This is a genomic window from Embleya australiensis (genome assembly GCF_051903075.1).
Classification (GTDB): domain Bacteria; phylum Actinomycetota; class Actinomycetes; order Streptomycetales; family Streptomycetaceae; genus Embleya.
Genome location: NZ_CP182422.1, coordinates 4,915,930 through 4,928,410, shown reverse-complemented (window position 1 = coordinate 4,928,410; position 12,481 = coordinate 4,915,930). Strand labels below are relative to the sequence as shown.

General features: G+C 72.6%; 11 protein-coding genes. 6 read left to right on the top strand and 5 right to left on the bottom strand.

All coding sequences use genetic code 11. The annotated features are described in order from the left end of the window. Window positions 1-63 precede the first annotated feature (63 nt). From ACMXN5_RS21520 to recQ, 3 genes are all read left to right on the top strand, one after another. Window positions 64-1,125 (top strand): LacI family DNA-binding transcriptional regulator, encoded by a 1,062-nt coding sequence (locus ACMXN5_RS21520; RefSeq protein ID WP_439676591.1) that lies wholly within the window; start codon window positions 64-66, stop codon window positions 1,123-1,125. Window positions 1,126-1,337: 212 nt separating this feature from the next. Beyond that, window positions 1,338-2,843 (top strand): aldehyde dehydrogenase (NADP(+)), encoded by a 1,506-nt coding sequence (locus ACMXN5_RS21515; protein ID WP_439676590.1) that lies wholly within the window; start codon window positions 1,338-1,340, stop codon window positions 2,841-2,843. A 76-nt stretch (window positions 2,844-2,919) separates the two neighbouring features. Next, window positions 2,920-5,007: a DNA helicase RecQ gene (gene recQ / locus ACMXN5_RS21510; protein WP_439676589.1), complete on the top strand. Its 2,088-nt coding sequence runs from the start codon at window positions 2,920-2,922 to the stop codon at window positions 5,005-5,007. A gap of 190 nt (window positions 5,008-5,197) precedes the next feature. Here recQ and ACMXN5_RS21505 read toward each other — a convergent pair whose 3' ends face one another. The 3 genes from ACMXN5_RS21505 to ACMXN5_RS21495 all read right to left on the bottom strand — a co-directional run bounded on the left by ACMXN5_RS21505 (window position 5,198) and on the right by ACMXN5_RS21495 (window position 7,186). Continuing rightward, window positions 5,198-5,728 carry a F0F1 ATP synthase subunit B family protein gene (locus tag ACMXN5_RS21505; protein WP_126637333.1) on the bottom strand — a complete coding sequence of 177 codons (531 nt, stop codon included), beginning with the start codon at window positions 5,726-5,728 and terminating at the stop codon, window positions 5,198-5,200. Between the two features lie 124 nt (window positions 5,729-5,852). Continuing rightward, window positions 5,853-6,605 (bottom strand): anti-sigma factor, encoded by a 753-nt coding sequence (locus ACMXN5_RS21500; RefSeq protein ID WP_439676588.1) that lies wholly within the window; start codon window positions 6,603-6,605, stop codon window positions 5,853-5,855. After that, on the bottom strand, window positions 6,602-7,186 hold the full coding sequence (locus tag ACMXN5_RS21495; RefSeq protein ID WP_379994892.1) for a sigma-70 family RNA polymerase sigma factor: 585 nt from the start codon (window positions 7,184-7,186) through the stop codon (window positions 6,602-6,604). Before ACMXN5_RS21495 ends, ACMXN5_RS21500 begins: the two co-directional genes overlap by 4 nt. Before the next feature lie 256 nt (window positions 7,187-7,442). Between ACMXN5_RS21495 and ACMXN5_RS21490 the strand changes: the two genes are divergently transcribed. Then, window positions 7,443-9,035 carry a molybdopterin-dependent oxidoreductase gene (locus tag ACMXN5_RS21490; protein ID WP_439676587.1) on the top strand — a complete coding sequence of 531 codons (1,593 nt, stop codon included), beginning with the start codon at window positions 7,443-7,445 and terminating at the stop codon, window positions 9,033-9,035. A 112-nt stretch (window positions 9,036-9,147) separates the two neighbouring features. Beyond that, window positions 9,148-9,810, top strand: coding sequence for a fasciclin domain-containing protein (locus ACMXN5_RS21485; RefSeq protein ID WP_439676586.1), 663 nt, complete (start codon window positions 9,148-9,150; stop codon window positions 9,808-9,810). Between the two features lie 253 nt (window positions 9,811-10,063). On the opposite strand, the gene ACMXN5_RS21480 is transcribed toward ACMXN5_RS21485, so the two are convergent. Next, window positions 10,064-10,762, bottom strand: a complete 699-nt coding sequence (locus ACMXN5_RS21480) for a hypothetical protein (protein ID WP_395787763.1) — start codon at window positions 10,760-10,762, stop codon at window positions 10,064-10,066. A gap of 116 nt (window positions 10,763-10,878) precedes the next feature. Then, window positions 10,879-11,523 (bottom strand): Crp/Fnr family transcriptional regulator, encoded by a 645-nt coding sequence (locus ACMXN5_RS21475; protein WP_379994883.1) that lies wholly within the window; start codon window positions 11,521-11,523, stop codon window positions 10,879-10,881. 307 nt (window positions 11,524-11,830) lie between these two features. On the opposite strand from ACMXN5_RS21475, the gene ACMXN5_RS21470 reads away from it, so the two are divergent. After that, window positions 11,831-12,469, top strand: a complete 639-nt coding sequence (locus ACMXN5_RS21470) for a transcriptional regulator (protein WP_439676585.1) — start codon at window positions 11,831-11,833, stop codon at window positions 12,467-12,469. Window positions 12,470-12,481 lie beyond the last annotated feature (12 nt).

The window sequence follows — 12,481 nt, the reverse complement described above, 5'->3', positions numbered from 1 at the left end:
TGGAGGTCGCAGCGGGGTGGGAGGACGTGACGCAGCGCCGTCCGGCCGGCAGCATGTGGCGACATGACCACTTCACCGCGAAGCGGCGGCAATCGGCCTGCGCCCGTACCCCGGGTCCGCCTCGTCGATGTCGCCCGCGAGGCGGGGCTGTCCAAGACCACCGTCTCGGCCGCCCTGAACGGCACCGGCCGGCTGTCCGACGCGGTCCGCCTGCACGCGCAGGAGACCGCCCGCCGGCTCGGCTACCGCCCCAACGCCACCGCCCGGCTGCTGCGCGCGGGACACGCCAGGCTGATCGGTTACGCGGTACGCGAGTACGTGGACACTCCGTGGTCGTACATGGAGTCGCCCTACTTCGCCCAGCTCACCAGTGCCACCGCGCAGGCCGCGCTCGCCCATGGATACGCGCTGGTCCTGCTGCCCACCCAATCGGCCCGCGACGAATGGGCGGATCTGCCGCTCGACGCGGCCGTACTGGCCGATCCGCTCGCCGACGACCCGCTCGTGGCGGACTTCCTGGCGGCGCGCATCCCGGTCGTCTCGGACCGGCGCATCCAGGGCGAGCCGGGCGCACACTGGGTGGACATCGATCACGAGGTCGCGGTACGCGGCGTGCTCGACCACCTGGCGGCGGGCGGCGCGCGGCGGATCGGCGTGGTCGGCGCGGGGACCACCGCGCTGTTCTACGAATTGGCGCTGACGACGTATCACCAATGGTGCGCGGAACGCGGGTTCGCCCCGCTCGTGGAGCTGACCGACCGTCCGGGGAACCAGGCCACCCGCGCCGCGATCGACGCCATGCTGGCCCGATCCGACCGCCCCGACGCGCTGTTCGTACTCACCGAGGCCAGCCCGCCGCTGATCCTGGAGACGATCCGCGCCCGCGGCCTGAGCATCCCGGACGACCTGCTGATCGTCTGCGTCAGCGACGACCCGACGGCCGCCCAGACCGACCCACCGATCACCACCCTGAGCCTGCGCCCGGCCGAAATCGGCGCCGCCGGCGTCGAGTTGCTGATCAAGGCCCTGGAATCCGGCGACCGCTCCCCCACGGGCCGAACCATCGAAACCCGCCTGGAGGTACGCGGGACGTCACGCCGCGCCGACCCGCCGAGCCGAACGTAGCGGCGCGCCCGGGCGGCGCGAACCACGCAACTCGCGGCCCGCGGACCCGAATTACTCACGTCGGCGTGGTTCGATGGCTGTCGGCCGACGCATCCGCGTCCCGGCCGATCGCCCCGAACACCCGCGCCCGCTCGTCCCGAACACCCCCGAACCCGCCCGCTCGTCCCGAACACCCCCGAACCCGCCCGCTCGTCCCTTCCGGAGGAAATACCGTGATCGAGTCGACCCCGACCGTCCGTGCCGCCGTGCAGGGGTTCAGTCCGCGCACCGGGAAACCGGTGGGTGAGCCCATGCCGGTCAGTGGCGAGGCCGAGGTCGGCCGGGTCGTCGCGGCGGCTCGGGATGCGCTGCCCGAATGGGCCGCGCGGAGCGGGGCCGAGCGGGCGTCTGTGCTGGAGGCCGTCGCCGATGCGTTGGATGCGGCGCGGGACGAGTTGGTGGCCATCGCCGACGGGGAGACCGCGCTGGGTGTGGTCCGACTGGGCGGGGAGGTCGGGCGTACCTCGGGCCAACTGCGCATGTTCGCCGGACTGCTCCGGGCCGGCGCGCACGTGGGCGCGGTGCTCAGCCCGGCCGATCCGGCGCTCGGCCGGCCCGACGTGCGCCGCATGTTGCACCCGATCGGCGTGGTCGCGGTGTTCGCCGCGAGCAACTTCCCGTTCGCGTTCTCCGTGGTCGGCGGCGACACCGCGTCCGCGTGGGCGGCGGGGTGTCCGGTCGTGGTCAAGGTGCACGAGGCGCACCCGGCGACCTCGATCGCGGTGGCCCGGGTGGTCCGCGCCGCGCTGACCGCGGCCGGTGCCGCCGAGGACATGCTCGGCCTGGTCGTCGGCCCCGCCTCCGGCGCTCCGCTGGTCACCCACCCGGACATCGCGGCCGTCGGCTTCACCGGCTCGCTCGGGGGCGGCCGGGCCCTGTTCGACCTGGCCGCCGGCCGGCCCGACCCGATCCCGTTCTTCGGCGAACTCGGCAGCGTCAACCCGGTCGTGGTACTGCCCGGCGCGGCGGCCGAGCGGGCCGACGAATTGGCCCGGGGCTACCTCGGCTCGCTCACCCTGGGCACCGGCCAGTTCTGTACCAATCCCGGCCTGCTGTTCGTCCCCGAGACCGGCGGCCTCCCCGACGCCATCGCCGCGCACACCCGCACCGCGACCGGCGGCCCGATGTTGTCCGAGCGCATCCGGGACGCGTACGAGCGGGACACGGCGACGCACACCGGGCGCGAACTGGCCCGGGGTACCGCCGGCGAAGGCGCCTGGGCGGTCGCCCCCGTGGTCCGGCGCGCCGACCTCGCCGAGTTCGTCGCGCACGCCGCCGAGCTGACCGAGGAGACCTTCGGCCCGGCCGGCCTGGTCGTCACCTACCCCGACCCGGACGCCCTCCTCGCCGCCCTCGCCGTGCTCCCGGGCAGCCTCACCGGCTCGGTCCACGCCGTCGAGGCCGACCACCCGCTCGCCGCCCGGGTCGCCGCCGTCCTGCGCCCGCGCGTCGGCAGGCTCGTGCACAACGGCTGGCCCACGGGCGTCGCGGTGTGCTGGGCCATGCACCACGGCGGCCCCTGGCCCGCCACCACCGCCCCCGGCCACACCTCCGTCGGCGGCACCGCACTGCGGCGCTGGCTCGTCCCGACCGCCTACCAGGACTGGCCCGACGCCCTCCTGCCCCCGGAACTGCGCGACGCCAACCCGCTGGGCGTACCCCGCGAAATCCAGCCCTGACCCGTCGACGACCTCGACCCGACCACTTGTCCACAGACCGCCCTCGGCTGTCGCCGCAAGCTCTTAGACTGCTCGGATGACAGCGCTCGACGACGGTCCCCAGATCAGCGAAGCGCTGCAGGTTCTGCATCGCGTCTTCGGCTACGACTCCTTTCGCGGCAGCCAGCAGGAGATCATCGAGCATGTGATCGGCGGCGGCGACGCCCTCGTGCTCATGCCCACCGGTGGCGGCAAGTCGCTCTGCTACCAGATCCCCGCGCTGGTCCGCAAAGGCGTCGGGGTGGTGATCTCCCCGCTGATCGCGCTCATGCAGGACCAGGTCGACGCGCTGACCGCGCTCGGCGTGCGGGCCGGATTCCTCAACTCGACGCAGAACCCCGACGAGCGGCGCATGGTCGAGGCGGAGTTCCTGGCCGGCGAGCTGGACCTGCTCTACCTCGCGCCCGAGCGGCTGAAGGTCGACGCCACGCTGCGGCTCCTGGACCGGGGCGTCGTCTCGCTGTTCGCGATCGACGAGGCACACTGCGTGGCGCAGTGGGGCCACGACTTCCGGCCCGACTACCTCACCCTGTCCCAGTTGCACGAGCGCTGGCCCGACGTGCCGCGCGTGGCGCTCACCGCGACGGCGACCGAGGCCACCCACGCCGAGATCGCCTCCCGGCTGAACCTGCAGCAGGCCCGGCACTTCGTGGCCAGCTTCGACCGGCCCAACATCCAGTACCGGATCGCCCACAAGGACAAGCCCCAGAAGCAGCTGCTCGACCTGCTCCGGGCCGAACACGCGGGCGACGCGGGCATCGTCTACTGCCTGTCCCGGGCCTCGGTGGAGAAGACCGCCGCCTTCCTCGTCGACAACGGCATCGACGCGCTGCCGTACCACGCGGGCCTGGACTCGCGGGTGCGGGCCGCCAACCAGGCCCGCTTCCTGCGCGAGGACGGCATGGTGATGGTGGCGACCATCGCCTTCGGCATGGGTATCGACAAGCCCGACGTGCGTTTCGTCGCGCACCTGGACCTGCCGAAGTCGGTCGAGGGCTACTACCAGGAGACCGGCCGCGCGGGGCGCGACGGGCTGCCGTCCACCGCGTGGCTGGCCTACGGGCTGCAGGACGTCGTACAGCAGCGCAAGATGATCGAGGGCTCGGAGGGCGACGCGGCCCACCGCCGCCGACTCGGCACCCACCTGGACGCGATGTTGGCGCTGTGCGAGACGGTCGAGTGCCGCCGGGTGTGCCTGCTCGCCTACTTCGGCCAGCAGAGCACCGCTTGCGGCAACTGCGACACCTGCCTGTCCCCGCCCGCCGCGTGGGACGGCACGATCGCGGCGCAGAAGGTGTTGTCGACGGTGTGGCGGCTCAAGAACGAGCGGCGCGGGCAGAAGTTCGGCGCGGGCCAGATCGTCGACATCCTGCTCGGCGCGAAGACCGCCAAGGTGATCCAGTTCGACCACGACACGCTGCGCGTGTTCGGCATCGGTACCGAGCTGAGCCGGACCGAATGGATGAGCGTGGTGCGGCAGTTGCTCGCGATGAAGCTGCTCGCCGTGGAGCCGTCGTACAACGCCCTCGTGCTCACCGAGGGCAGCGACGAGGTGCTGGGCCGCAAGCGCGAGGTGATGTTGCGGCGGGAGCCCGAGCGGCCGGCGCGCGCGGCGAAGGCCGCGAAGGCGGCCAAGACCGGCAAGGGCAAGGCGGCGCCGGTCGAGATGCCGGCGGCGGCCGCGCCGATCTTCGAGGCGCTGCGGACGTGGCGCGGGGCGACCGCGAAGGAGCAGGGCGTCCCGGCCTACGTGATCTTCCACGACGCGACGCTGCGCGAGATCGCGACGGCCCTGCCGACCACGCTCGCCGAGTTGGGCACGATCAGCGGGATCGGCGAGAACAAGCTGGCCAAGTACGGGCAGCCGATCCTGGACACGCTGGCCGGCTCGGCCCCGACCGGCGCGGCCCCGGCGGCTGCGCCCACCGTGCCCGCACAACCGACGAAGCCGGCGCGGCCGGCGGCCGAGCTCACCCGCGAGCCCGTGCCCGAACTCATCCGCGAGCCCCTTCCGGACTACCAGCCGGACTATCAGGCCGACTACCCGCTCGACTACGAGCCGGACTTCGAGCCCACCCCGGAGTACGACCCGGACTTCGACCCGGATCCCGACTACCGGGGCTGACGAACCGGGCCGAGGGCCGGGCCGCGAGGATCACCCGTACCGAGCCGAGGGCCGGGCCGCAGGGACCACCGCGGCCCCCGGCCCGAATGCCTCGCCATCCGAAAAAACTCACACCACAGGCCCACCCCGAAACGAAACGACCGGCCCCGGGGAGTCCACCCCGGAACCGGTCGCCTCGAAAGCGTGTCGGTCAGCCCTTGTCCGCCGCGCCGCCTTCCGGCGTCTCGTCGAGCTCGGCCAGCTCCGCCATGAAGCGCTCGATCACGTCGCTGTCGGCCACCAGCGTGCCGACCGGCTCGCCGAGGACCTTGCTCGCCAGCTCGGTCGCGATCAGGCCCAGCTCCGCGTGCAGCGACGCGGTCGCGAGCGTGACGTCGCCGTTCAGCTTCTCGTGGCCGGTGGTCACCAGCTCCTCACGAATGCGCTGCCCCTCGGCGCGCGCCTCCGCGATCAGCCGGGCCCCCTCCTCGGCCGCCTGCTGCCGAACCAGCGCGGTCTCGCGCCGGGTCTCGGCCATCTGCGCCCGCAGCTCGGCCAGCGCGGCCTCGCTCTCGGCCTGGATGTCGGTCGCGCGGTCGAAGCCGCCTTCGAGCGCGTCGTGCCGTTCGGCGAGCGTCTTCCCGATCCGCGGCAGCAGGACCTTCGCGAAGACCGCGAAGACCAGCCCGAAAACGATGACTCCGAAGATCAGTTCGCCGACATCCGGCTTGAGAGGTCCCATGGTCCGAAATCCTCGAACACGACGGACCACAAATCAAGTCACGCCCACATCGCCGGTCACCCACCGTGACTCAGTGACTCCGATCCGCACCCCGAAAGGTCGCCCGAGCCGCCCGACTCACCGCTCACGACCGCCCCACCGGGAAGTCGATCAGCACGATCGGCGCCCCGGAGGGTTGCGCCGAGCCGCCCGCGGGCTCCACCGTCACCCCGACCCCCGACGCCCGGTCCAGCCCCGACGCCAACAGCGCCGTCCCCGGCCGGATCAGGCCGATCGACCGCATGCGGCCGTGGTCGTTGTACCACCCCTGGTACACCCGCGCGTCCGGCAGCGTCGGCAGCCCCGAGGTCAGCACCACGGTCCGGTCCAGCGCGGGCGAGGCGATCACCCGCACCGTTCCGCCGCCATCGACCGGCGCCGACCCCCCGACCGCGTCCGGCGCGGTGATCACGGCTTCGATCGCCGCGCCCCGCGCCCGCTGCTCGGCCACGGCCCGTTCGGCGTCGCGCGCGTCCCGGTACTGATCGATCGCCACCCCGCCCAGCGCGCCGATCGCCGCCAGGCAGGCCGCCAGTACCAAAACCGCCACCCGCCGGGTCCGGCGCGGCTCCACCGGGGTGGGCGAGGGCCGATCGGGCAGCTCCGGCGGCAGCTGACGCACGGTCGCGATCTCGTCCATCACCCGCCGCCTCAGCTCCGGGCTCGGCGTCTCGGCGACCGCGACGGCCAGTCGTGCCGAGGTCTCCCGGAACTCGCGCACCTCCCGCGCACACGCCGGACACTCGGCCAAGTGGCTCTCGAACTCCCGCCGTTCGTCCTCGTCGAGGGCGTGCAGGGCGTACGCGCCCGTCATCGTGTGCAGGTCGGCGGAGGTCATGCGCCCACTCCCAGGCAGTCGCGGAGGCGGATCAGACCGTCCCGCAGGCGGGTCTTGATCGTGCCCAGCGGTACGTCGAGCAGGCCGGCCACCTCACGGTGGGTACAGCCCCGGTAGTAGGCCAGGGTCACGGACTGGCGCTGCAACTCGGTGAGCGTGCGCAGGCAGCGCCGTACCTGCTCGCGTTCCAGCCGCGCCTCGACCTCCTCGATCACCTCGTCGTACTCCGGCGTGTGCTCGCGAAGCGCGGTGCGGTGCTCCCGATCGGTGGCCGCCTGGGCCGAGCGCACCCGGTCGACGGCGCGACGATGCGCCATCGTCAGGATCCAGGTCATCGCGCTGCCCCGATCGGGGCGAAAACGCGCGGCGCCGCGCCAGACGTCGAGCAGCACCTCCTGTGCCACCTCCTCCGACTGCGCGGGATCGCGGACCACCCGCCGGGCGACGCCGAGCACCGCGCCGATCACCGCGTCGTAGACGAACGAGAACGCTTCCTGGTCACCCTGCGCGACGAGGGCGAGCCGGTCCTCCAGCGTGGGCCCGCGCCCACCCGGCGCGGCGATGTGTACGACGGTCCTCACTCGGCCTCACCCCCCTGCCCGAGCCCGTCCCGGCGGCGGTGTCCGTGCCGATCGTCCATGTCCCACTCCCACTCGCGCCGACCCCGAGGCGGACACCCGCGCCGGGCATCCGGGACCCGCCCGGCCCCGGCCCCGTCACCGCACACGGCCATCCAAGCCACATTCGGCGCCGCGGACCGCCCGGATTGGTCCCCGCACCCGTCGATTTCCGGGCCGGGTCGCCACCCCGACCCGTTCGAGTGAACGACCAATCCGAATGGCCGACGGCGGCGAATGGCCCCACGTGAAGGCAAACGAAACCCGCCGATGGCTCCGGGCCGGAGCAGGCGCGCTCGGCGGACTGCTGTCCGCCGGCGTCGCGTTGGCCGTCGCCGAGTTCACGGCGGCGTTCGTTCGGCCCGAGGCGGGCCCCCTCCCGGCCGTCGGCGGAGCGGTGATCGACCGCACTCCGCCGGCGGTCAAGGACTGGGCCGTCCGCCACTTCGGCACCGACGACAAACTCGTCCTGCAGACGGGGATCCTGGTGGTCCTCGGCCTGATCGCGATGGGCCTGGGCGTCCTGTCACTGCGGCTGCGCCGCACGGCGATGGTCGGAGTGTTCGCGTTCGGCCTGGTCGGCGCATACGCGGCGGTACATCGCGCCGGCGCCGGCCTCGTCGACACGGCGCCCTCCCTGCTGGGCGGCGTGCTCGGCGCCGCCGCGCTGTGGTGGTCGACCGAGCCGGTGGTACGAGTGCGCGCGGAGGATCGCGCGCTCGACCGCCGGGCGTTCCTGATCACCGCCGGCGCACTGGCCCTCGGCTCGGCGGTGGCCGGTACCACCGGTCGGATCGTCACCAACGGCAGGCGGGCCTCGATCGCCGCCTTCCGCGACCGCATCCGGCTGCCCGCCGCGGCGGAGCCGGCCGCACCACTCCCGCCGGGCAGCGACCTGCGCCTGCCCGGACTGTCCGCCTTCACCACCCCCAACGCCGACTTCTACCGCGTGGACACCGCCCTGGTGGTCCCCCGCGTGGATGTGGAGAACTGGTCGTTGCGGATCCACGGCAAGGGTGTCCGCACCCCGCTGCGCTACTCCTACGACGACCTGTTGCGCCGCCCGCTGATCGAGCGCGACCTCACCCTGACATGTGTGTCGAACGAGGTCGGCGGGCCGTACACGGGCACCGCCCGCTGGCTCGGGGTACGCCTGGTCGACCTCTTGCGCGAGGCCGGCGTGCGTCCCCCGAGCCGGGGCGGGCCCGCCGATCAACTGGTCTCCCGGTCCATCGACGGGATGACCATCGGCACCCCGGTCGAGGTGGCCATGGACGGGCGCGACGCGCTGCTCGCAGTGGGCATGAACGGCGAACCGCTGCCGTTCGAACACGGCTATCCGGTCCGGATGGTGGTGCCCGGACTGTATGGCTACGTGTCCGCGTGCAAGTGGCTCGTCGACCTCGAACTGACCACGTTCGCCGGCTACGACGCCTACTGGGTCAAGCGCACCTGGGCCCGGGAGGCGCCGATCAAGACCCAGTCGCGGATCGATACGCCCAAGCCGTTCGCCCGCCTGCGGGTGGGCGTTCCGGTACCGATCGCCGGCGTCGCGTGGGCGCAGCACCGGGGCGTGGCCGGGGTCGAGGTGAGCGTGGACGGCGGGCCGTGGCAACCGGCCCGGTCGGCCGAGGTGCCCGGCCCCGACACCTGGCGGCAGTGGGTGTGGGAGTGGACGCCCACCCGGACCGGCTCGCAGCGGATCGAGGTCCGCGCGACCGACGCCACCGGCGCGGTGCAGACCGACAAGCGGGTCGGCACGGTGCCGGACGGTGCCACCGGACGACATTCGGTGGTGGTCACCGTCGCCTGATCACCCATCCCCCTCGCCGCCTGTCGGCTCCCCCGATCCCGTCACCCGTTCGATTCCGCGGCGTGTCCGTCGCGGATGCGATCCGCAGCAACTCGACCAAGGAAGTCACGCCATGACCGTCATCCGTCTCCCCCGCACCATCGCCACCGTCGCGTCCGTGGCCGCGCTCGCCCTCCCGCTGGCCGCCTGCGGCAGCGACGACAAGAAGGACGAATCCGCCTCGAAAACGGCGGCATCCGCACCGGCCGCGGCCTCCTCGACGGCGGCCGGCGCCCCCGGCACCACTACCTCGGCCGCCGCGCCCTTCGGCGCCGGATGTACCGCGGTCCCGGTCACCGGCGCGGGCAGCTTCACCGGCATGGCCCAGGACCCGGTCGCCACCGCCGCCTCGAACAACCCCGTGTTGTCCACGCTGGTGGCCGCGGTCAAGGCGGCCGGCCTGGTGGACACGCTCAACACCGCGCAGAACATCACGGTGTTCGCGCCGACCAATGACGCGTTCGCGAAGATCCCCAAGGACACCCTGGACAAGCTCCTCGCCGACAAGGACACGCTGACCAAGGTCCTGACCTACCACGTGGTGGGACAACGCCTGGCTCCCGCCCGGTTGGCCGGCGGCTCGTTCGAGACGCTGGAGAAGCAGCCGCTGAGCACCAAGGGTTCGGGTGACGCGTACACCGTCAACGACACCTCGAAGGTGGTCTGCGGCAACGTGTCGACCGCGAACGCGACCGTGTACATCGTGGACACCGTGTTGATGCCGCCGGCCTCCTGACCGGTCCACACGCCCGCCCCGGGGCGAGCCGGTGGACGGTCGGCCCCCGTGCGTGGGGGCGCGACCGTCCACGCGGGTGCCGTGCACTGCCGGGCCTCTCCCTCCCAGGCCCGGGGGTGCCGGCCGCCGCGCCGGTCGAAACCGCCCCCATCGGTCGGCCACATCGACCTCGCGCCCCGAGTCGTGTCCGCAAACCCCCGTCGGCTTCGTCGGGGGCTTGCGGACCCGACCCGGTTCGTCACCACCCACCACGTCACCCGGGCGAGCGAACCTCCCCGTCGAAGGTGAAGCCCCTGTCCAGCCCCCCGCGCCGGACAGTCGTCTTCTTCCCTCGCGGCGGATTCGCCGCCCGCTCGGTGTCCGTGGCGGGTGGGCGCTGATACCCGGGTACGTACACCCAGGCCGTCTCGTCGACCTCCTTGGCCCGCACGTGGACCTCCCCGTAGGCCGCGCTCTCCAGGCCGCCCCGCTCCGGGACGACCACCGCCTCGTGCCAGGGCTTGGAGACGATCAGCGCCAGACACGCACGCTCCGCGGCGGCCAACACGTCGCGCAGCGGGTCCGCGTTGACCAGCCGGCAGGCGGTGTTGATCGCGCTGCCCGACCAGCCCCGGGTGTCCTGCACCACGTCCCCCGCGTGCAGCGACACCCGCAACCGGATCCGTGCCTCGTCGCTCGCGTGCCGGTCGTGGTTGCGCAACCCGGCGTGCAGGCGATCGATGAACAGGTCGGTCAGATCCTCCTTCGGCACGTTCGCCGGGATCAGCAGGATCGCCCCGTCACCACGGTCCTCGACCACACACGCGTCCCAGGCGATGCCCGCCGATTCGAGGGCGGAGTGCAGCAGTTCGTACAGACGTCCCCGTACCCACTCCTGCGTCACGTCCGAGCGCCTGCCGAATCGCTCGACGTCGAGCACCAGGATCGACATGTATCGCGACTTGGCTCCCACGGAATCCCCCTATCGGGCCGTGCGCTCGCGCGCCCCGCTCGCCACTCCCTGCCTCCTGCCCCTCAAGGAGTACTCCGGCGCCGGCCGCTTGTACGCGTCAGATGACACACAACGCGTTATCCGTCGGCCCATTCCCGTAAAGCGGGTGGATCGGACACCACGATGCTGCCGCGCCGGGTCTGCACGAGGTCCGACTCGTGCAGCACGCGCAGCGCCCGGACCACCGATTCCCGGGAGATGCCGATCGCGTCCGCGAGTTCCTGCTGGGTGGTCCGGATCACACACGGACCCTCGGCCCGGCCCAACGTACGATCGGCCAGCGCCCGGGCCACCCGCCGCCCGGTGGCCAGCGCGCCGTACTCGACCCGCCAGCGGTCCGACTCGCGGATCCGCAACACCGTGCGGATCAACACCGCGTACACCAACGGGGCGTTCGTACTGAGCAGTTCGCGAAATCGGGTCAGCGGCACGAGCACCGCCACCACCGGACCGAGCGCGACCACCGTCGCCGAGCGGCCGCGCCCGTCGATACACGCGAGTTCGCCCACCAGCTCACCCGGCCCGCGTACCGCGATGGTCACCGCCGACCCGTCCGAGGTGGCCCGTTCGATCTTGACCTGGCCGTGTTCGATCAGCACCACGTGGCGCGGGTGATCGCCCTCCATGAACAGCGCGTCACCCCGGTCGTAGCCCAACCGGCGGCCCGATTCCCGCAGCACGTCCCGGAGTTCCTTGGGCAACGCCCTGTCTTCCTCCGCCACACCCGCTCCTCCGTCGCCCGTGCCGCCAGAGCTTAATCACGCGTGTCGGGGTTGGGCAGGCGTTCGGCGATCCCGCCGAACCGGCCCAACCGACCGTGCGTCGCCCCGCGCGCGGCCCATGATCCGCCCCGCCGACCGGTCACCCCTTCGATGGATTTCCGACGGTTTCCCGACGGGCTTTCGCGCTCGCCGCCACGATCGGGGAGTGAAACGGCCCGTTGCCGGGGAGGGATACGGCTCCCGCGCGAGGGCCGCGCCGAGGTCGCGTGAGCGTGAGCGCCGGGACCGACGAGTGGAACGGTGGACGATGGACGCACGAAAGCTCTATACCCAGGTCGTCCAGGACCTGACCGAAGGCGCCGCGAACCGGTTCGTGGACCGCGCCGAGGCCGGCCCGGTCGACATCGAGGCGTTGCGCCGGATCGCGGGCGAGGAGTACCGGATCATCTCCAGTGACGGGCGCTCCTTCGCCCTCCTGGCGGCCCGCTTCCCGGACGCCGCGCCGCTGTTCCTGGCGCTCGCGAGCGGCGAGGCACAGGCGCTGGAGTTGCTGACGCCGTACGCCGAGGCGGTCGGCATGGGCGGCGCCGAACTGCGCGGCTACCCGCCGGTGGCCGCCGCCCAGGGGTATCCGCATCACCTGGCCTGGTTGGCCCAGTTCGGCTCGCGGGCCGAGGTGGCGCTCGCCCTGTTGGTCAACTTCGGCTTCTGGGGCGGCTATTGCGGCCGCTTCGCGCAGGCGCTGCGCAGCCACCACGATCTGACCGAGGATCAGGTGGCCTTCTTCACCTTCTTCTCGGCACTGCCGCCGGGCTTCGAGGACGCGGCGCTGACCCTGTTGCAGACCGGCCTCGACGGGGGTGACGACCAGGAGGGCGCCAAGACCGCCGCCCGACTGATGCAGAGCTACGAACTGGCCTTCTGGGACGCCCTCCCGGCGTCGTAGCCGGCCCCCGCA